At 38.6% G+C, this 20,932-nt stretch carries 19 protein-coding genes; 13 read left to right on the top strand and 6 right to left on the bottom strand.

The window, feature by feature from the left end; translation table 11 throughout:
* Window positions 1-92 precede the first annotated feature (92 nt).
* The 3 genes from G5B37_RS12155 (at window position 93) to G5B37_RS12145 (ending at window position 2,440) form a co-directional block, all read left to right on the top strand.
* Window positions 93-1,358 (top strand): fibronectin type III domain-containing protein, encoded by a 1,266-nt coding sequence (locus tag G5B37_RS12155; protein WP_164680298.1) that lies wholly within the window; start codon window positions 93-95, stop codon window positions 1,356-1,358.
* Between the two features lie 126 nt (window positions 1,359-1,484).
* Window positions 1,485-1,922: a hypothetical protein gene (locus G5B37_RS12150; RefSeq protein WP_164680297.1), complete on the top strand. Its 438-nt coding sequence runs from the start codon at window positions 1,485-1,487 to the stop codon at window positions 1,920-1,922.
* A gap of 170 nt (window positions 1,923-2,092) precedes the next feature.
* Window positions 2,093-2,440, top strand: coding sequence for a hypothetical protein (locus G5B37_RS12145; protein ID WP_164680296.1), 348 nt, complete (start codon window positions 2,093-2,095; stop codon window positions 2,438-2,440).
* Between the two features lie 42 nt (window positions 2,441-2,482).
* Here G5B37_RS12145 and hemL read toward each other — a convergent pair whose 3' ends face one another.
* From hemL to G5B37_RS12130, 3 genes are read right to left on the bottom strand one after another with little or no spacing between them, the layout of a single operon-like run.
* Window positions 2,483-3,772, bottom strand: coding sequence for a glutamate-1-semialdehyde 2,1-aminomutase (gene hemL, locus G5B37_RS12140; protein WP_164680295.1), 1,290 nt, complete (start codon window positions 3,770-3,772; stop codon window positions 2,483-2,485).
* A gap of 6 nt (window positions 3,773-3,778) precedes the next feature.
* Window positions 3,779-4,618 carry a glucosaminidase domain-containing protein gene (locus G5B37_RS12135; protein ID WP_164680294.1) on the bottom strand — a complete coding sequence of 280 codons (840 nt, stop codon included), beginning with the start codon at window positions 4,616-4,618 and terminating at the stop codon, window positions 3,779-3,781.
* A gap of 2 nt (window positions 4,619-4,620) precedes the next feature.
* Window positions 4,621-5,553, bottom strand: coding sequence for a 1-aminocyclopropane-1-carboxylate deaminase/D-cysteine desulfhydrase (locus G5B37_RS12130; RefSeq protein WP_164680293.1), 933 nt, complete (start codon window positions 5,551-5,553; stop codon window positions 4,621-4,623).
* 253 nt (window positions 5,554-5,806) lie between these two features.
* Between G5B37_RS12130 and G5B37_RS12125 the strand changes: the two genes are divergently transcribed.
* From G5B37_RS12125 to G5B37_RS12095, 7 genes are all read left to right on the top strand, one after another.
* Window positions 5,807-6,670 carry a hypothetical protein gene (locus tag G5B37_RS12125; protein WP_164680292.1) on the top strand — a complete coding sequence of 288 codons (864 nt, stop codon included), beginning with the start codon at window positions 5,807-5,809 and terminating at the stop codon, window positions 6,668-6,670.
* Window positions 6,671-6,681: 11 nt separating this feature from the next.
* Complete coding sequence (locus G5B37_RS12120; protein WP_164680291.1) at window positions 6,682-7,554, top strand: hypothetical protein; 873 nt, start codon at window positions 6,682-6,684, stop codon at window positions 7,552-7,554.
* 13 nt (window positions 7,555-7,567) lie between these two features.
* The gene (locus tag G5B37_RS12115; RefSeq protein ID WP_164680290.1) at window positions 7,568-8,446 is read left to right on the top strand and encodes a hypothetical protein; all 879 of its coding nucleotides are present in this window, start codon (window positions 7,568-7,570) and stop codon (window positions 8,444-8,446) included.
* 45 nt (window positions 8,447-8,491) lie between these two features.
* On the top strand, window positions 8,492-11,704 hold the full coding sequence (locus tag G5B37_RS12110; protein ID WP_164680289.1) for a choice-of-anchor B family protein: 3,213 nt from the start codon (window positions 8,492-8,494) through the stop codon (window positions 11,702-11,704).
* Window positions 11,705-11,883: 179 nt separating this feature from the next.
* Window positions 11,884-14,103 carry an autotransporter outer membrane beta-barrel domain-containing protein gene (locus G5B37_RS12105; RefSeq protein ID WP_164680288.1) on the top strand — a complete coding sequence of 740 codons (2,220 nt, stop codon included), beginning with the start codon at window positions 11,884-11,886 and terminating at the stop codon, window positions 14,101-14,103.
* Between the two features lie 307 nt (window positions 14,104-14,410).
* Window positions 14,411-14,932, top strand: coding sequence for a hypothetical protein (locus G5B37_RS12100; RefSeq protein ID WP_164680287.1), 522 nt, complete (start codon window positions 14,411-14,413; stop codon window positions 14,930-14,932).
* 12 nt (window positions 14,933-14,944) lie between these two features.
* A complete protein-coding gene (locus tag G5B37_RS12095; protein WP_164680286.1) occupies window positions 14,945-15,322 on the top strand; it encodes a hypothetical protein in 378 nt (125 codons plus the stop codon).
* On the opposite strand, the gene G5B37_RS12090 is transcribed toward G5B37_RS12095, so the two are convergent.
* Window positions 15,319-15,645 (bottom strand): hypothetical protein, encoded by a 327-nt coding sequence (locus G5B37_RS12090; RefSeq protein ID WP_164680285.1) that lies wholly within the window; start codon window positions 15,643-15,645, stop codon window positions 15,319-15,321. The genes G5B37_RS12095 and G5B37_RS12090 overlap by 4 nt on opposite strands.
* Before the next feature lie 33 nt (window positions 15,646-15,678).
* Here G5B37_RS12090 and G5B37_RS12085 point away from each other — a divergent pair, with 33 nt between their 5' ends.
* The 3 genes from G5B37_RS12085 to G5B37_RS12075 are packed head-to-tail and all read left to right on the top strand — an operon-like array spanning window position 15,679 to window position 18,424.
* Window positions 15,679-15,864, top strand: coding sequence for a DUF5522 domain-containing protein (locus G5B37_RS12085; RefSeq protein ID WP_164680284.1), 186 nt, complete (start codon window positions 15,679-15,681; stop codon window positions 15,862-15,864).
* A 28-nt stretch (window positions 15,865-15,892) separates the two neighbouring features.
* Window positions 15,893-17,869 (top strand): urocanate hydratase, encoded by a 1,977-nt coding sequence (locus G5B37_RS12080; RefSeq protein ID WP_164680283.1) that lies wholly within the window; start codon window positions 15,893-15,895, stop codon window positions 17,867-17,869.
* A 12-nt stretch (window positions 17,870-17,881) separates the two neighbouring features.
* Window positions 17,882-18,424: a DUF4136 domain-containing protein gene (locus G5B37_RS12075; protein WP_164680282.1), complete on the top strand. Its 543-nt coding sequence runs from the start codon at window positions 17,882-17,884 to the stop codon at window positions 18,422-18,424.
* Between the two features lie 78 nt (window positions 18,425-18,502).
* Here the strand turns inward: G5B37_RS12075 and G5B37_RS12070 are convergent, their stop codons facing one another.
* Both G5B37_RS12070 and G5B37_RS15195 read right to left on the bottom strand, forming a co-directional pair.
* Entirely contained in the window at window positions 18,503-20,650 is a 2,148-nt protein-coding gene (locus tag G5B37_RS12070) for a T9SS type A sorting domain-containing protein (protein ID WP_164680281.1), read from the bottom strand.
* Entirely contained in the window at window positions 20,628-20,753 is a 126-nt protein-coding gene (locus G5B37_RS15195; protein WP_263649797.1) for a hypothetical protein, read from the bottom strand. Before G5B37_RS15195 ends, G5B37_RS12070 begins: the two co-directional genes overlap by 23 nt.
* Window positions 20,754-20,932: the final 179 nt, after the last annotated feature.

The raw sequence follows: 20,932 nt of genomic DNA, 5'->3' as shown, positions 1-20,932 counted from the left end.
GGCAACATGCCTTATGTGTGAGGCTAAATTTTTACAGACATAAAAGAGTGTCTCATTTAGTTTTTATATTTTTAATGCCTTATTATTGTGTTATGAAAAAGTTTATCTATGTTTTTGCTTTAATTTCAATAGGTCTAGCTACGCTAAGTGCGTGTGGCGGAGATGACGAAACAGTTGTAGTTGCAGCAGAAGACGAAGAGAGCCCTACGGCTCCTACTAATTTAATGAGTACGTTAAGTGCCGAAACTTCTATAATTATTTCGTGGGATGCCGCAACAGATAATGTAGGCGTAACAGGTTACACCGTATACCAAGATGGTTTAATAGTGCAAGAGAATGTTACTACAACTACTGCTACAATTACTAATCTTACTGCGGAAACTTCCTATAATTTTTATGTTGTTGCTTTTGATGCCGCTGGCAATCAATCTGACCCAAGTACGAGTATAGATGCTATGACTGCGCTTACATTTAGAACTAATCTATCTGAAATGGGTGTCTTTGCTGCGGTGAATGAAGATTTAGTTCCTGCCAATGGAGTTCAATTATACGAACTTAATTCTCCGCTCTTTACAGATTATGCACAAAAACAACGGTTGGTTCGAGTTCCTGAAGGAACAACCCTTCAATACAACAACAGTGATTTATTACCCCTCTTTCCAGACAATACATTAATTGCCAAAACCTTTTACTATAATATAGATGACAGAGATCCTTCGCTAGGACGTCAAATAATTGAAACACGTATCCTTTTAAAGATAGCTGGTGAGTGGAAGGTAGGAGATTATATCTGGAATGCTGACCAAACAGAAGCAACCTTTACACTAAATGGCTCACAAACACCTATTAGTTATATCGATATAGATGGCGCCACCCAACAGGTAGACTATGAAATTCCGTCGCAACAAGATTGCTTTACATGTCATAATAATAATGGAAGTACATTTCCTATAGGCATGAAATTACGTAGCCTGAACTTTAGCCCGTCGTATACCACTCAAAACCAACTAGATTATTTTGCTAGTGAAGGTATTCTAGAAGGCGTTACCTCGAGTGCAATTTCTGTATTACCAGACTGGACCGACGATGCAACCTACACCCTAAGCGAAAGAGCCCGAGCTTATTTAGATATAAATTGTGCACATTGTCACCAACCTGGTGGAGGCGCTCCAAATGGTTTTGACATAGATTTTAGATACGAAACCGCTTATGACGATACAGGCATTTACTCAAACAGAGGAGAAATAGAAGCACGTTTTGGCAGTACCATACCCACCTATAGAATGCCACAACTTGGCAGAACTATTGTTCACGAAGAAGCACTAGCACTATTAGTCGAGTACATTGAGTCTTTATAATCAAAAACATTTTATTGTAAAAAAAGCTATCAGTATTGATAGCTTTTTTTTTGCATTATATAAATCTTCTTTAAACCTATTTCAAAAATTGGAGTCCAAAGAGCATAACATAAAAAAAAAGTAAATATGAAAAATGTATTAATGATTGCTCTGGTACTATTTAGTTACACGCTAATAGCACAACCAGGAGACAGAAGAGATAGTGAAAAGAGAAAAGAAAAGATGGAAAAAATGAAGGATTGGACACCCGAAGAAATAGCCGATATAAAGACTAAAAAATTGGCACTACATCTTGACCTAACAGATGCGCAACAAAAAAAAGTATACCCAATTGAGTTGCAAATAGCTAAAAAGAGACAAGAAATGCGCCTCGAAAAAGAGAAAAAAACTGAAAAAACCTCTAAAGAGGCCTATGAGCGACAAAAAAATCTCCTCGACGAAAAACTTTCAGTTAAACAACAGTATAAAAGTGTTTTAACAGCCGAGCAGTACGAAAAATGGGAAAAAACCAGCAAAGGGATGAAGCGTGGTAAGCGCCTAAAAACAAAGCACCGTAACCGATAAGCTTATAATAATTTCCTCATTTTAATTTTTGGCTCAATTTTTGGATTATTGTTTTCAAAATAGTTACATTAGTAAACTAATTTAGCTAAATGCCCTTTTAGTAAATAACAATCAACCGAAGATGAATAGTTTGGGCATTCCATCTTCTGTATTAACTAATTTAAATTAAGATGAAAAAGTTTATCACAGGAATTGCATTTGCTTTCGTTGTTTTATTAGGAATGAACACTGCAACCGCGCAAAGTTTATCTAAAGACGACAGCCGTCCAGAGGCAGTTGCAAAAGCTACTGTTGGAGATTTGTCTAGCAAACTAGATCTTACTGGAGACCAACAAAGGTCTTTGTTTAGAGCGTATGTTCAGAAAGAAGTGAATTATAAAAAGTACATTACTGGTAAAGATCAGAAAAGTGCAGATGTAATTGCTGCAAAGAAAAAGCACGATAGTCAATTGGCTGCTTCAGTAAAAAAATTGCTTACTGCAGAACAGTACAAAAAATGGCTAAGCTTACAGAAATAACTATTTCTGCCAAGAAGAAAAACCTCCGGTAAGGAGGTTTTTTTATGCCAATTTTTGAGCTACGCTATTTGCTGCCTCAATAGTTTTATCTAAATCTAGGTAGGTAAGCGCATCGCATAAGAACCATGTTTCGTAGGCGCTAGGTGCAATATAAACTCCTTCTTGTAACATTCCGTGAAAAAACAGTTTAAAGTTTTCACCACTCGCATGCGCCGCAGTTTTAAAATCTACAACAGGTGCTTCTGAAAAATGAATAGATAGCATAGAGCCTACTCTATTTATAGTATGCGCCACCCCATTTTTTACCATTACCTCACGTAACCCTTTATGCAAATAAGCTGTTTTCTTTTCTAAAGAGTCGAATACTTCGGCATTAGAATTTAACTCGGTTAACATAGCCAATCCCGCAGCCATTGCTAGAGGGTTACCACTAAGCGTTCCTGCCTGATACACTGGACCTAGAGGTGCTAGGTGATTCATAATTTCTGCCCGAGCAGCAAAAGCACCTACGGGCAAACCACCCCCTATAACTTTTCCGAAGGTAACAATATCAGCGTTCACATTATACAATTCTTGTGCCCCACCTTTTGCCAGTCTAAAACCTGTCATAACCTCATCAAAAATAAGAAGGATGTTGTTGGCATCACAAAGTGTTCGCAACCCCTGCAAGAATCGATCTGCGGGAGGAATACAACCCATATTACCCGCAACAGGTTCTAAAATAATACAAGCAATTTCGTCTTTATTGTCCTGTATTAATTGAGCCACATTTTCCAAATCGTTGTAGGTAGCTAAAAGTGTGTCTTTAGCAGTGCCTTTTGTAACACCTGGACTATTTGGAGTACCAAATGTTACTGCACCACTTCCTGCCTGAATTAAAAACGAATCGCTATGACCATGATAGCAGCCAGCAAATTTGATAATTTTATCTTTGCCTGTATATCCACGCGCCAAACGAACAGCACTCATACATGCTTCGGTACCACTATTTACAAATCGTATTTTCTCAATTCCTGGCACCATACGAACCGCTAAGGCGGCTATATCGGTTTCAATTTCGGTAGGCATTCCAAAAGAAGTGCCTTTTTGAGCTTTTTCAATGACTGCATTTACAACGGGAACATGAGCGTGACCTAAAATCATAGGCCCCCATGAATTAATGTAATCTATTAATTGATTTCCATCTACATCATAGAGATAAGCGCCTTTTGCTTTTTCTACAAAAATAGGGGTGCCTCCAACAGCTTTAAAAGCACGAACTGGTGAGTTTACACCTCCAGGAATTACGGTTTGAGCTTCTTGGAAAAGAGCACTACTACGCTGATATACCATACTAATTTACTTATTCTTTACAGGGTGCAAATATAACACTTGTCCTATAGAAATGTTGTTTGTAGTAAGGCCGTTGTATTCTTTTAATGTCTCCACCGTTAGATTAAAGCGTCTTGCTATATTATATAAGGTATCTCCTTTTTTTACTTTATGCGTTGCTATTTTTGTGTCGTCTAACTTTGCTGAATTCGCACTATTACCCAAGACTTCATCATCGAACTCGGTTAAATTGTAACGCTCAATGATACTGATAAGCTTATTTGGGTATTTTGGGTCTGTAGCATATCCAGCTTTCTTCAGTCCTCTCGCCCAACCCTTATAATCGTCTTTTCTCAGTTTAAATAAATCTTGATACCTACTGCGCTCTGTTAAAAAAAGTGAATGATCTCTAAAAGAATATTTAGGGTCGCTATATTTTCTGAAACATTCTTGCAATTCATCATCGTCGTGATACACAGTATCTCCAGTCCAACCCTTATGGCATTTAATTCCAAAATGATTGTTAGCGCGTTTGGTAAGATCTCCCCTACCTGCGCCGCTTTCTAAAATACCCTGTGCAAGAGTAATACTTGCCGGAATACCATATTGAAGCATTTCTTCTTTGGCAATTGTACTATAATTAGCAATGTACATTTGAACAACTTCAGCATAAGTTGCATTTGCCGGCGGCTTCTTGACTTCCGTCTTCGGAGTTGTTTCTTTTGGAATGTCTTTTGGCGGTTTTTTATTAACTACCACCCGTTCGATAGCAGGGCGCTTTTTTTTGCTAGTTACTTGTTTTTTAGATTTACAAGCACCTAACGTTAAAACGACAAGTAGTAAAAGTAGTGTTGATTTTCGCAACATAGTTAAGTTTCTATTTGAGGGAGACTTCTTTTTTTTAATAATTTATTCATGCCAGAAATACCTTGTATACCTCCAGTATGGATGGCTAAAATACGGCTATTTTCAGGGAATACGCCTTTTTTTAAATCGGCAAAAATTCCGAAGAGCATTTTAGCGGTATACACAGGATCCAGCAAAATTCCAGTTTCTTGCTTAAAATTATTCATAAAACGAATTAATTCTGAATCTATTTTAGCGTAGCCCCCAAAACAATACGTATCCTTTAACGTAAAGTTTGTTTTTGATGTATGTGTTGCTATCACTTTCTTCTGAAATGTTCCTTTTAAAGCAGAATAGCCAATAACATGTTGCGTGTTTTCTGAAGCCTTGATTAGGCCTGCCAAGGTACCGCCTGTACCAACAGCTGTGCAGATATAGTCAAAACCACTATCGGCCGGGGTAAGTATTTCTTCACATCCTTTAACAGCCAAGGTGTTAGTTCCACCTTCAGGAAGTATATAAGCATTCGGGAATTGCGCTGAAATTTCTTCAAGAAACTGTTCAGAATCTTTATGTCTATACTGTTCTCTAGAAATAAAGCGCAACGTCATACCGTGCTCCGCGGCATATTTTAAGGTAGTATTATAGGTGTAAGAATTCTCTAATTCTTCACCTCTTATGTACCCAACGGTTGCAAGCCCTGTCATTTTTCCGGCAGCGGCTACGGCGGCTATATGATTTGAAAATGCTCCGCCAAAGGTTACAATGGTATCCCGTTTCAGAATAAAAGCTTCTTGCAAGTTATATTTTAGTTTTCTGAATTTATTTCCAGAGATAGCAGGATGTAATAAATCTTCTCGTTTTAACACAAGCTCCCCCGATATATTCTGTAACTCTTTAGCCAAAATACTAACGTTTTCAGAAGGGATTAATGAGTTAAAGCTAACATTCATCATAACGCAAATTTACAGAATGATTATAAAGAAATAGTAGGTATAAGTATGTTGAATTCATATAATTAGCCCACAAAATTTAAGACTACAAAAAAAGAAAAATCATACATACTTACTCAAAATTATCTTTTATAGGACTATTTTTTGTAAGAATTAAGCTTCAAATGTTAAATTTATGTGCTTTATATCGAAGTTTATTGGTTTATGTCGATAATTACTCATATCCTTGTTATCCCAAATCGACAAAAACTAGATTATGCTAAAAACTACTTATAAGTTTTGCTTCATATCACTTGCGTTGTTATTGCTTACGCCAATGGCATTTTCTCAAGTTGGTATTAACACAACAAATCCGGAAGGAATTTTAGATGTCTATAACGACCCGGTGCCCGTACCCAAATACGGCCTCGTTTTGCCACGTGTGTCACTTACTGCAACAAACGTAATGGCCCCCGTAACAAATCCTAAAGCGGGTGTTACAGCTATCCCAGTTGGAACAACAGTCTTTAACACAAATGTTTCAGCCACTGGCACTAATGATGTTACAATTGGCATCTATTCTTGGGATGGTACACAATGGATTCCCCAATTCAATCAAGAGCAATCTGAATTGTTTGAAAGTGACACCTTTTCTTTGAGGTCAAGATCAGATACAAACTTAACCGTAACTGGAATTAATGGTAGCAGTTTTACCGCAGATTATACGGGCATGTATAGAATTCGTGTTTCGGTAAATTATGGAGGAGGAGGCGCCAAAGTGCCAAACGAAGGAAGTGGAGGCTCTCGATCTGACGGACGATTAAATATCGCGAGACAGTCAGGAACGTTTACTTTGACATTAGGATCTGATACGTACAACTTCCCTGTGCACTCATACTCCACTTCTTACGATTCTCGTGTTGGGGCCACTAACTATTTTGCAATCTGGCAAGAATTTAACAGCACCTTTTATAAAGAATATACAGAAAACGAGGTAGTTAACATGACCATGATTTTTGACCAAGACCCAGCTACTGAGTTTGTTGATGAAGGCGGAAATGCGTCGTTTAGTAGTGGGAGAGGTTATGTAGCATATGATATTCCGTGTACAGTTGAAATTACCTATATCGGCGAACAATAAAACAAGCAGACATGAAAACAAAATACTTTTATATAATATTCATTTTATTTCTAGGCTATATTCCCTTGTGTACTGTTGTAAGTAACGCTCAAGTAGGTGTAAACAACTCTTCACCCGAAGGTTTACTCGACTTAGGCAACAATAATACGTTAGGCGTAATATACCCGGTAGCTTCATTAACTGATGTTACTGTAGAAACTCTTGCCAACCCTAGTGGTGGAACTCTTGCCGCTGGAACGTGTGTATACAATACTAATACTGCTGGTAGTGGTGAAGATAGTGTATTTCCTGGTATCTATATATGGACAGGAACAAAATGGATACCACAGTTTAATAAAAAAGATTCAAAAATATTTACGCAAGATGCAGATCTAAGAACTGGTTCTAGCGATATTTTAAATCCAATATTAGGAAATCAAGCAATTAGCTTCGACGAAACCTCATTTACACCAAAGTTTAGCGGGGCGTACAAAGTAATTCTTACGCTTCATTATGGAGCTGGAACAAGTAACGAACCTTCTGGAGATCAACACGTGAATTACGCAGCTGGTTCTGGTGATTTTGACTTCACATTTAATGGTACTACCACAACGTTCAAAATGAAATCGTACTCTGGTCTTAATGACGATAAACTTTTTAAAGGAGGAAGTGGCGCTTCAATGATAGAATATACAAACACCATTAATCAGAGTGTATATATTATTGAAGAGTTGTTAACACGTAATGTTACCTACTCATTTGCTATGTCATTTAATCAAGATGACCTAGATGGCTTTGAGGCAGATGGCGATTTTTCAGTCATTCCATCTGGTGACGGCCGCGGGTACATTGTAAGCGTGGGCGATTTTAGTTGTACAGTAGAAATTACATACGTTGGAGAATAATAAAACGAGCATCATGAAATTAAAAATAACATTTCAAGTCATTTTGTGCATAACAGTTATGTGCACACAACTTACTTTTGGTCAAATAGGTATCGGAACAACAACTCCTGAAGGAATTTTAGATATAGAAAGCAACACAGAAGGATTTGTTTTTCCGAGAGTAGCTTTAAGCTCTGTACTTGTTGCCGCACCTGTTGTAAATCCAGCTGGAGGAACTCTAGCAGTTGGTACCACTGTGTACAACACTGAATTAACAACAAATGGCGCCAACGATGTCTCACCAGGCATATATAGCTGGGATGGCACTAAATGGATCACACAGCACTTAAGAGAAGATTATAAACGATATACACAGACAAATGTTTGTCAGCGAACAACAATACGCGAATCCACTTCAAATCCAAACCCAAATGATGTTGATGTTGTGGCTGGTCTAGATAATGAAGTTTTTAGACCTAAGTATTCCGGAAGATACCGTATTGAGGTAGGTGTTAACTTTTCGGCTGGAGAGATAGCAGATTTCACTAGCCAAGATGAAATTTCTTTAGCGACATCTGAAGGATCTTTCTTCTTTGAAATGTCCGGGCCAGGAGTCTCTATAGACCCTACAAGTACTTCTTTCGATTATCAACAAGGATGGATCTATACGCATTCCTATAGTACTTTCAATTCTATAGAATCACCAGATTTAGAAGACAATACAGTACCTCACTTTGCAACAGTTGTATACTATAAATATCTGTTAGCTGGTAACGATTATACATTCTCTTTAACTAATAATATAAATACAGGAGAAAATTACTTCGTAAACGGTGGTGATTCTGGAACGGGACAAGGGCATATTGGCCATGATCAACCGTGTTCTATAGAATTTACCTATCTTGGCCTGTAAATTTTTTCAGCATAACAAAACCAAATAAAATTTCACAAACACACTATGATTAAAAGAAAATTACTCCCGCTACTCTTAACATTATTTAGTTTTACCATGTATGCTCAAACTCCATGTTCAGGAGGTTCTGCAGGACCATATGACTGTGATGGAATTACGTTACAATCTTATATCTCTGCATCCGCGATGGGTGGTTTTGAGGGACAAGATTCTTGGGGTTGGACCGACGTAGATGGCAATGGTGATGAATATGCTATTGTTGCTTTAGACAACGGAACTGCTTTTGTTCGTATTACAGACCCTATCAATCCGGTATTTTTAGGTAGACTCCCTTCACATACATCATCTAGCCTTTGGCGCGATGTAAAAACATATCAAAATTACGCTTATATAGTTAGTGATGGAAATGGTAACCATGGTATGCAAATTTTTGATCTTACTAAATTAAGAACCCAATTTGGATCGCCATCAGTAACATTTTCGCATGACAATAGAGTTACCTGGGGTACCAATAGTGGTAACCGTGGAAGAGCCCATAATGTGATTATAAATGAAGATACAGGTTACGCATACGTTTTAGGAGTTACTCCTTATAATAGCGGTGGCCCGTTATTTTATAGACTTGATGGTAACAATAACGGTGTTCCTGATGACCCTGTATTAGAGGCAAGATTTTCTGCCCTGAACTATTGCCACGATGCGCAGGTAGTAACCTATGACGGTCCAGACCCTGCATACCAAGGAAGAGAAATAATGATTGGAAGTTTTAGTGGTACGGGCTTTGTTCACGTATTAGATGTTACTGATAAAACTGCTAATGCTCAAGGTATTGCTACCAATGTTGTAACTATTGGTACTGTAGGATATAGCAATGCAGATTATACCCACCAAGGTTGGTTCACTGAAGACAAGCGCTTTTTTATTGTGGGAGATGAACTTGATGAAAGAGATTCTGGGTACAATACAAGAACTCTGGTATTTGACATGTCAGACCTGAGCAACCCTCAACTTATACTTGAATACGAAGGCCCAACTGCAGCTACAGATCATAATGGTTATGTAAGAGGTAACAGGTATTATCTTGCTAATTATACAGATGGGGTTCGTATTTTGAAAGTAGACGGACTGTATGATGCCACTCCTTCACTAGCTGAAGAAGATTATTTTGATACATTCCCAACAAGTGATGCAACCGGTACAGTAGGTGGAATCTGGAACGTATACCCATTTTTTGAAAGTGGGAACCTTGTCGCTACTGGATTTAACACCAGCTCAAGTACGGTTAATACAGGATTGTATATTTTGAAAGACCCATTGTATGACAATACACCACCCACTGCAATTTGCGCACCCTATACTGCGGTGTTAAATAAAACAACTGGTACAGTTACTATAGACGCTCTTGATATAGATAATGGATCGAATGATAATATAGGAATTACTAAACGAACCTTAACAGGACAGACTACATTTACTTGTGCAGATTTAGGAGACCATACTGTTACATTAACTGTTGAAGATGACTACGGCTTTACATCATCGTGTACCACAACTGTTACGGTAGTAGGAGAAGAAACAGTATTTTTAGGAGCCGGAACTTGGTCTAATGGATTACCAAATATTGGTTCTACAGCCAAAATAAGCACCTCTGATTATGACACAGCTGGAATTGGAAATAGTAGTTTTTCTGCTTGTTCATGTGAAGTTGACACCGGAAGAACGCTAACGGTTGGTGCAGACGATTTTATAGAAATTGAAAATGACATTATTGTAGACGGTTCTCTTATCGTAAAACATACTGGAAATGTAGTTCAGAAAATGAACGACGCTCAGGTAATAAAAGGCGGGAGTGCTACTATAAATGTAGAATTAACAACCCCAATACTTCAAACCAGAGACTTTATGGTAATGGGAAGTCCGATGGACCAAGAAACGCGTAATGATGTTTTTACAGACGCATTTTTAGTTCTGAACCACAACCCAGCTAATTTTATTCCTCATCCAGGGGTTCCTGGAGGAACTAATTTTGCCGATGACAACGGTGATTACTGGACAAGTTATAATGGAAATATAAATGTTGGCGAGGGGTATATTGTACGTCCACAAGAGGGGTACACTGATCCGGCAAATGAGGCCTATTTCATGACATATACATTAGGAACACTTAACAATGGTATTATTAACAGGCCAGCGCTTTTTAATAATCTAATAGACAACCCAGATGGTACTCCTAACACATATGCCAACCCATATGCAAGCGCCATGTCTGCCTACGAATTTATAGACCAAAACAGCTTAGTGAACGAAGTATATTTCTGGGAGCATCTCACTGCACCTAGTGCAATACCAGGGGCAAACTCGATAAATTTCAGCATGGGAGATATTTCAATGTATAATATGTCTGGAGGCGTTAAAGCATCTAACGATCCTGGTGTTAGCACCATACCTAATGGTGTTATTGCTACTGGTCAAGGATTTGCAATTAGAACTCAAGCTGCAGGTAGCGTTTCATTTAATAATAGCATGCGACTTACATCAGGAAATACAACACTTAGGGTTCCTGACGAAAGTTTAACTGATAGAATTTGGATTAATCTAAGAAGTGTAGACTACGATGTGGAAAGCAATACACTGTTAGCCTTCAGTCCTAGTGGCACACCAAATATTGATGCTGGATTTGACAGTGAAAGAGTAGGCTCTATTATATCGCTTTATTCATTTCACCACCAAACCGAAAGTAAATTAGGGATTCAAACAACTGGCGTATTTGACCCAGAAATGAAGTTTTCATTAGGTTTTTCTACAGAAATCAAGGTTAAAACAGCCTATGAAATATCTATAGACCAAATAGAAGGTTCTATAATTGAAAATACTAAAGTCTTTTTATACGATTTCCTAGAGGGTATTACCACAGAACTTACTGCTAATTCATACATCTTTGAATCCAATAGCACAGACTCAGCCGATAGATTTTCAGTGTTCTTTATTACAGAAAATTTACTAGGTCCAGACGACCAACCACTATCAAGTATTGTTGTGTATCCAAATCCAACGAAGGATATTTTAAACATACTTTCTCTTAAAGAACCTTTAGAACGAATCGAGGTGTATGATTTACGTGGAAGACTGATGGAATTAGATGTTGAAGATGAGGTAACCACAACTTCTATAGATCTAACTAAATTAAATACAGGTGTATACTTTGTTGAAGTATTTACAGCATCTGGTACAATAAGTAAAAAAGTAATTAAAGAATAACACAAATTTCATAGTATTTAAAAATCATCGGTGTATTCCGATGATTTTTTTTACAAATATTTCGTCGAATTAAGAATATTATAACATTTATGTTAAATTTATAGGTATTTCATCGATTTATTAGGTATTTCATCGGATTAATGCATAATATTGTAGGGACAAACTAAAACTCCCTACGCATGATACTAAAACTACCCCATTTACAGGTACAAGCGCTAACTGTAATTATATTAACTAGCCTGAGTATAACTGCTCAAGTAGGAGTAGGAACCGTTAGCCCCGACCCTGGATCACTACTAGATATTGAAAGTACAGACAAAGGAATTCTAGTACCTAGAGTTTCAATAGCAAACTTAAATACAATTGCGCCTATTACAGGTGGTGCAACAGAAAGCCTACTCGTATATAACACAAACACCACTACAGGTAAAGGCTACTATTACTGGGACTCAACACAATGGGTTGCAATGAACAGTATGGATTGGAAGCTACGAGGAAATTCTGGAACAGATGAAAACAATGACTTTGTTGGGACGTTAGACGGTGAAGCCCTTACGTTTAGAACAAATAACATACAACGGTTTCGCGTCGCAAATGACGACCAAGTACAAGCCATGGCTAATGGTTCTGCCGCAAGACCATTTTATTCATGGAACGCAGACCAAACCATGGGCTTTTGGCGTTCTGGAACAAGACAAATGGATATGGTAATTAATGGTTCTACCTTCTTTAACGCCAATGCCAACACGGGTGGTGGATCTGATTTAGAATGGTCATTCAATCCTGGCGGCGTTGATATGAACTTAAGAGTAGAAACAGACAACAATGCAAATTCGTTATTTGTACATGGAGAAGAAGACAATATTGGATTTGGAACTAATGCCCCAAATAGCAGTGCGCAATTAGACATGGCAGCAATTAACAAAGGAATTCTAATAAATAGAGTTGCCTTAACCGCAACTACTTCTGCATCTCCTGTCACAACGCCTGCCACTGGTTTAATGGTATATAATACTGCAACTGCTAGTAGCGGCGGCACACAAGTACTTCCGGGTTTCTACTATTGGGACAGCACTAAGTGGGTAGCGATGGGCGGAACAAACGGACGTGACTGGTCGCTAGACGGAAATGCGGGCACAAACCCATCCTCAAATTTCTTAGGCACCACAGATGCAACAGATCTTGTAGTAAGAACACAAAATCTTGAACGATTACGAATTTCTGCCGATGGAAACGGAGCACTCGGAAGCGCTCCATATTCCAATGTCGGGCTAAGAGTAAATAAGTCAGGAGAAGATTATGGAATCCTAGGAGAGACCACTTCAAACCTAGGAGCAGCCGTTGCAGGGTTCGAGGCTGGTACAGGAGACGGGGTTCTAGGCCAAAACACGGGTACAGGAACTGGAGTTTTTGGCTATGCCGTTCAAAATTATGGTGTGCTTGGACTCACTCCTTATACTGGTGGAATGTATCTCACCGCAGGAGTTGTAGGATGGGGATCTGGAGCAAATAATGCTAATGGAATGTTATCGGTAACTAGCAATGTTGCGACTACACAGCAAAGCGTTTCCTTTCGCGCCATTAGCGGTGGTACTACATCGTACTCTCCTACTACAGTATTAAACATTGGCGTAAATAGCAACTCCCCAGAACTTGCTTTTTATGGACAAACTGAAGGACCGATAACAAGTTTAGGAGATTTAGATGCTGCAGAATTTACAACCAATTATACGGGCATTCAAACCGATGCAGATGCAAGAGACCCACGTGCACTACTTGCCGGTCGCCGAGCGAATGCTACCACGCCATTGGGGACAGCTCTTACGTATTACGGTGCCTACCTATACAGTGGCGGTTCTAATAGCAACTCGTCTTATGCGTATGCAGGTGCAAGACACAACAATGTTAATTACAAGATTATAGGCAATGGAATTGTATCTACCATTGTAGATGGCATAAACGCCGATGACAAGAAAATTATGTTTGCACCTGAAGCACCCGAGGTTCTTTTTGAAGATTACGGCACAGGTAGTTTACATAATGGTACTGCAGATATAACTATAGATCCAATATTCTCCAAGAATATTATAGTAGATGCACAACATCCCTTGAAAGTGTTTATCCAACTAGAGGGAGATTGTAATGGTGTTTTTGTTACCAATAAAACCGCTAATGGATTTCGGGTTAAAGAATTACAAGGAGGCACGAGTACAGTAGCATTTTCATGGCATATAGTAGCGAACAGAAAAGACGATGTTAGCACAAATGCATCTGAAGGTTCGGCTTATAGTTCTTTACGTTTTCCAGACGCACCTTCAATGATTGTCCCAGAAGGTAAATACGCTACTACTATAAATGAAAAAGATTCTAATAAGAAACTTACTCCCTTTCAGAATTAATAACCTTTAGACAATAAGAGTTTTCTATACAATTAAGGCAAAAACACCTAACATATAAATCATTGCAAGGCACAGAAGGTCTATCTAACATCAAGGTAGGCCTTTTTTGTGCCAATCAAATTCACACTTCTGGTAACCGTTCGTCGCTAAAACATTTCACTTCTTCGAAAAAGTGGTGCTAAAACCATTAAAAACAGCGGTCTAACATAATTTTAACGCACTATTATTTATTTATGACTTATCTTTAAATTAGTCAATAGATTCCCCGTATCTACCATACTTATCCTGCTTTTTAAATTATAAAAAGATGAAAAAGCAGATGACCCAGACCAGCATTAAAAATGTACTTATTTTACTAGCTCTTGTTGCTACTTCTATGTCTTTCGGACAAGTAGGAATTAATACAACAAACCCTACCGAGGTCTTACATGTTGACGGCAATGTGAGGATTGACGGAGAATTAAAACCAGGAAATGTAACTGGCCTAGCAGATCAAATTTTACTATCTCAAGGAACAGGCGCACCTGCAGCATGGGGCCCCCAATTCTTGAACACTACGCAAATAACAGGAATAGGCAAATATTTTACTCCCGTTTTTACTAGTCTTAACGGCACTTATTCAACAGTATCGGTCTTAGATCCAAACATGACAGCAGATAGTGTCGTATCATTTAATTTTGTTGGACCAATGCCTATTGGACCACAATACGGGAATAACGTTAGAGTTATGGCTATACCTAACCTAGGCAGTGTTACTTTTCATATCACGAATGTTTCTGGCGGTAATTTGGCCAACATTCAAATTGCTTATGTAGCGTATTATCACTAAACCACATTCACTATGAAAACAGCAATTTTCACGCTATTATGTTTTTGCACTTTAGCATGTTTCTCTCAACAGTTAGACGAAACTCAAAAAGAGGTACGTTCTGAACCAGTAACAAAAGAAATGAAGCCTTCAAGCGTAAACTCTACTTGGGTTAAAAGCAATGACATTTCAATAGAGAATAGCAAAACACTGCAAATAGTACCAATTAATGAGGGAGCAAGAGAATTGAAGGCGACAACAAAGACTTCTTTATTTATTCCAGATACAAATACCGATAAAGCGGCCGATAAGCCTCTTGTACACATGACAACTCCAGCATCTGAACGCCGGACGAAACCTCAAAAAATCACTCCGACATTTACATTATTAAAGTCAAAAGAACACGACTAAACAAATTCTAAAAATCCCCAAAAAGACCTTTGCTTACAATAGTGAAGGTCTTTTTCATTTGTGTAAGCTTCCCGTTCAAAACTAATGTTTCGGTAGGCTTCGTATCTATTTTTATACTGAAACCATCGCAGCAGAAACTCTGCACCATACCATATATAGAAAAATACCACAAGCAATTCGGCTTGTTGTCTTAGGTGAATTCGTTCATGATTTAATAGCCTACAGTCATTCATCATCTCCCTTTTCCGAAGCACCACAAAAGGCCATAATGTAATGCCATTGAACCCCTTTCGAAGTAAAAACCGGTTTACTACAACTATCATTTTTACAAGATAAGAATTTGGTATTTTTGTAGTATGCTATTTCCGAAGAAAAGAATAGAACTAGAAGAAGGCGATTACTACCTTACTCCAGAAGGCTATAAATGTTTTACAGCGCAATACCATTTAAAACGAGGATATTGCTGTGAGAGCAACTGTCGCCATTGCCCCTATGGCTACAACAAGAAAAAAAACAATTCTGGCACGCAACCAAGAGAATAATATTCAGACTTTTAACTACAGCTACTTTATGACATTTAAAGAAGAAATACTACAAGGCATTCCAAGCCAGCTTCCTGAGATAAAACCTTACGACAAGGATGTAAACCACGCACCGAAAAGAAAAAAAATTCTTTCTGCAGAAGAAGAAAAACTCGCGCTTAAAAATGCGCTCCGATATTTTAGCCCAGAACATCATGCTACCCTCCTACCCGAATTTAAACAAGAGTTAGCAACTTATGGCAGAATTTATATGTATCGGTTTCGTCCTGATTATAAAATTTACGCGCGTCCTATTAATGAATATCCTGGTAAGAGTGAACAGGCCAAAGCCATTATGCTAATGGCACAGAACAACCTAGATCATGCAGTAGCACAGCATCCGCACGAGCTTATTACATATGGTGGTAATGGTGCCGTATTTCAGAATTGGGCGCAGTACAGATTGGTGATGCAATACCTAGCCGAAATGACCGACGAACAAACCTTGGTTATGTATTCTGGCCATCCCTTAGGATTATTCCCTTCGCATAAAGATGCACCCCGGGTTGTGGTAACCAACGGAATGATGATACCCAACTATTCGCAACCAGACGATTGGGAAAAGTTTAATGCATTAGGTGTTTCTCAATACGGGCAAATGACAGCAGGAAGCTACATGTATATTGGTCCACAAGGAATTGTTCATGGTACTACCATTACCGTTCTTAATGGTTTCCGAAAAATTAAAAAATCACCCAAGGGCGGACTCTTTGTAACTTCTGGTCTTGGCGGAATGAGTGGCGCACAACCAAAAGCTGGAAATATTGCTGGCTGTGTAACAGTTTGTGCCGAAGTAAATCCGAAAGCAACACACACGCGTCATAGCCAAGGATGGGTAGATGAAGTTATTGCAGATGTACGTCTATTGGCTGCACGTGTAAAGGAAGCCGTAGCCGCCCAGGAAACGGTTTCTATTGCGTACGACGGGAATATTGTTGATGTTTGGGAACACTTTGATGAGGCAAACATTTCTATAGATTTAGGAAGTGATCAAACCTCCTTACACAATCCATGGGCTGGTGGATACTACCCAGTTGGAATGACCTACGAAGCTGCCAATGAAATGATGGCTAACAACCCAAGTCAATTTAAACAAGAAGTACAGCGTTCGCTAAAACGACATGCAGCAGCAGTGAATAAACACACCGCAAAAGGCACCTATTTCTTCGACTACGGAAATGCTTTTCTGTTAGAAGCTTCGAGAGCTGGCGCCGATGTGATGGCCAAAAACAGTATCGATTTTAAATATCCATCGTATGTGCAAGACATCATGGGACCTATGTGTTTCGACTATGGTTTTGGACCATTTAGATGGGTGTGCGCCTCTGGTAAGCCTGAAGACTTAGCAAAAACAGATGCTATTGCCTGTGAGGTTTTGGAAGAAATCATGAAAAACTCTCCAGCTGAAATCAAGCAACAAATGCAGGATAATATCACTTGGATTAAAGGTGCACAAGAAAATAAATTAGTGGTGGGGAGTCAAGCTAGAATTCTATACGCAGATGCCGAAGGGAGAATGAAAATAGCGAGTGCTTTTAATACGGCTATTTCCGAAGGAAAAATTGATATTGTAATACTTGGTAGAGACCATCACGATGTTTCTGGAACAGATTCGCCCTACCGTGAAACCAGTAATATTTACGATGGCAGCCGCTTTACAGCAGATATGGCAATACACAACGTAATTGGCGACAGTTTTAGAGGTGCTACCTGGGTGAGCATTCATAATGGTGGTGGTGTTGGCTGGGGCGAGGTTATAAATGGTGGCTTCGGTATGGTTCTTGATGGTAGTAATAATGCACAACGACGTTTAGAAAGCATGCTATTCTGGGATGTAAATAACGGAATTGCCAGACGTAGTTGGGCGCGAAATGAAGAAGCCGTTTTTGCTATTAAAAGAGAGATGGAGCGCACTCCAAATCTTAAAGTGACCCTTCCTAATTTCGTAGATGACTCTTTATTTTAAAAAATTAATACTATGAAAATCACAACATTTATTCCAATAGTGCTGCTTGCATTATTTGTTAGTTCGTGCACTTCGGTTCGCGTGGCTACCGATTACGACAAGAAAGCAAATTTCAACAATTACAATAGTTTTGCCTTTTACAAACCAGGTATAGACAAGGCCCAAATAAGCGACCTTGATAAAAAAAGAATACTGCGCGCCATTGATGCAAACCTATCTAACAAAGGCATGACAAAGTCTAACTCACCAGCTTTATTAGTAAGTATATTTACTAAAGAGCGCGAACATGTAGATGTGTATAACAACAATTTTGGCTACGGCTGGGGTTGGAATCCTTGGTGGTACGGAAACAGATTCGGTAATTCAGTAAATGTTTCTACAGAAGGAAGCTTGTATATTGACCTAATAGACGCTAATACTAATGAGTTAGTTTGGCAAGGCATAGGAAGTTCTAAATTGTATACAGGTAGCGATATAGATCGGCGCGAGGAAAAAATTAGAGAAATTGTTTCTGAAATTTTAGCCGAATATCCACCTGGGGTAACGGCCAATTAACGACAAACGCTAAACACAGAAAAAGCCAATCAACTAACTTGATTGGCTTTTTTATGTTTAAGTTCAACTCCTAACTTTTTAATTTTTCAGGATTTTTTTTGTCAATTGACCTTCTTCACCTTTAATCAATATAAAGTAGGTTCCGCTCGCCAAATCAGACAAGAACAACGACTTGCTAGTGCCCATTCCTTCAATGTCTATTTTTTTTATCATTCTTCCTGATACATTGTATATTTCGATTAATTGTAAATTGAAGTTTGAAGGATTACCTAAGGTTACAATTCCATCGGTTGGATTGGGATATAATAAAATACTTTCGTTTGCAAATGTTTGGGTTCCCAAAACTTCATCTACCGTGAGCTGGAAGCTGCAAATAGATTCATTTCCATGATCATCTTCTGCCGTTAAGATAATTTGATGTGTTCCTACGTCAAGATTAGTTCCAGGCGCTGGATCTTGTGATGTAATGTTCACTGGGTCGGTACAATTGTCTATTGCAGAGGCAGCCCCTGTATCAAAATAATCTGGCAAAATGTACTGCGAACCTGTCGCAACCTCAACTATAGCATCTTGAGGGCATATAATTGTTGGCGCAGCAGTATCTTCCACAATAATTAATTGAACGCAGGTCTCTATACTGGTGCCATTATCTACCGTCCATGTAACCACAGTTTCCCCAACTGGAAAAACAGTAGGCGCATCATTAGAAACTACTTCTCCATTACATCCACTAGTACTAGCTGTACCTAGATTTATTCCCGAAGCCGTACACATTCCAGCATCAGTTACCACAACCACTGTTGTAGGGCAAGTAATTGAAAGGGCACATGCATTTGGGTCTTCAAGGTTTTGCGCATAAATTTTTTCACCTTCGCCTTTATCTTCAATAAATACAACAACACTCTGTCCAGCTATGGGTTCTGTATACTGAACTCGGCTTTTGTTAGCTGCAAATGTAGCCAAGGGCATTGTCTCTGTAGCCCAGATAAAATCCCCGTTATGGTCTAGATGCACTGCCTCGATTTCGGTAGGTGTCACGCCATTATCGTTTCCACTAGAAACGACGAACCAAGGGGTATTATTTTGTAAATACAATTTTCCAGCAGGCACTTTATCCTCAGTAATGCCAAATACCTCTTTGGCAGCATCTGAAAATAATCTGTTTCCGTTGGTAGCATCAAATTTTTGTATATACGTTCCTGTCATTGATTGTGATGCGTCGGTATATCTAGAATTTGCATAGATAAAACTATCGTCATTTGATATGGCTAAATCAATATTCGTCTCGTAATTTAAATCGTCTGTTGCAAAATCTGAACCGTTGAGCCCCCATGGCAATGTGCCATCAAGATCAATACGCTGTACAAAAGCGTCAAAACGACTTCCATTGCTTCCAAAGTAACTCATAAACACAGCATCATCGCCCTTAATTCCTGTATAGATTCGATTGTACAGCGTAATGCGACTAGACAATTGCGTATCGCTTGCCCATTGTGGCACTCCGTCTGCACCATATCGTTGTGCGTAGAGGTTTGAATTCACGCCTCCTATCAAAACGTGGTGCACTAACACAAACTCGCCTTCAGACAACTCAAAAAAGTTTGCAGGTGCTTTAAAGCCAGAACCTGTACCAATAGGTTGCTCGCTTGGCCATACGGCTGTGCCAGTCGCATCATACTTCTGCATTACTCCACCACTATTGCTCAGCCTTCCTACAATTGCTTCACCAGAAGCAAGAGGCATTACTGTTACTAAAAAACCATTCCCCACGCTATTATTGGTCCATAAGCTCTGACCGTTATTGTCTAGTTTATACACAAAAGCCGGATTGCCACTTCCAGTTCCAGTAACGCCAATGTATAAATTATCGTTTATATCTATTACGGTTGTCATCGCAACTGTAAAGGTACTCATAGGTATTTGGTCGCTTACGAGCATCCCATCTGGGCCTAAAGTTTTGTTTCCATCTACATCCAGTACTTGCAGCCTAAGTTCGTAATTTGTTGGTTCTGGCACTGATTTCCAAAAAACGACATACGTTTCTCCTGTAGAAGTTCCCTTGGCTTGCACAACTTCTGTTTGGGAATCTGCAACCGATGTATTTACCGAGGTGTCAGCACTCCATTGTGCCTGTGCGATTGTTATGACCATCAAGGTCAAAAATGTAAAAATAGTCTTCATGGTATTCAACATATTTAAATTATTAGTTTTTGTTTGTATTTTCATCTTCTTCTAGTTTTTTTACGATTTTCTTGAGGGCATTTTTTTTGTCCTTATTGTTTTCAAGAAGCTCGTCTAGTTCATTTTTATTTTCCAATTTGTTTTTCATTTTACTTTAAAAATTTATAGCATACCTAGCTTTGCTTATAATTCTGAAACAAATGTAAACTCGGCTGATTTCAATTAAAATTTTATTGCCACCACAAAAACACTCACCATAAGTTTTTGACCAAAGCATTACCCCTCAATTAATTTTAATCAATTGATTTTCAGATTATTAATAAAATA

Origin of the sequence: Rasiella rasia (assembly GCF_011044175.1) — a bacterium.
Taxonomy (GTDB): domain Bacteria; phylum Bacteroidota; class Bacteroidia; order Flavobacteriales; family Flavobacteriaceae; genus Marinirhabdus; species Marinirhabdus rasia.
Note: the sequence above shows the minus strand (reverse complement) of the source record. Positions and strands in the feature narration are given on the sequence as shown.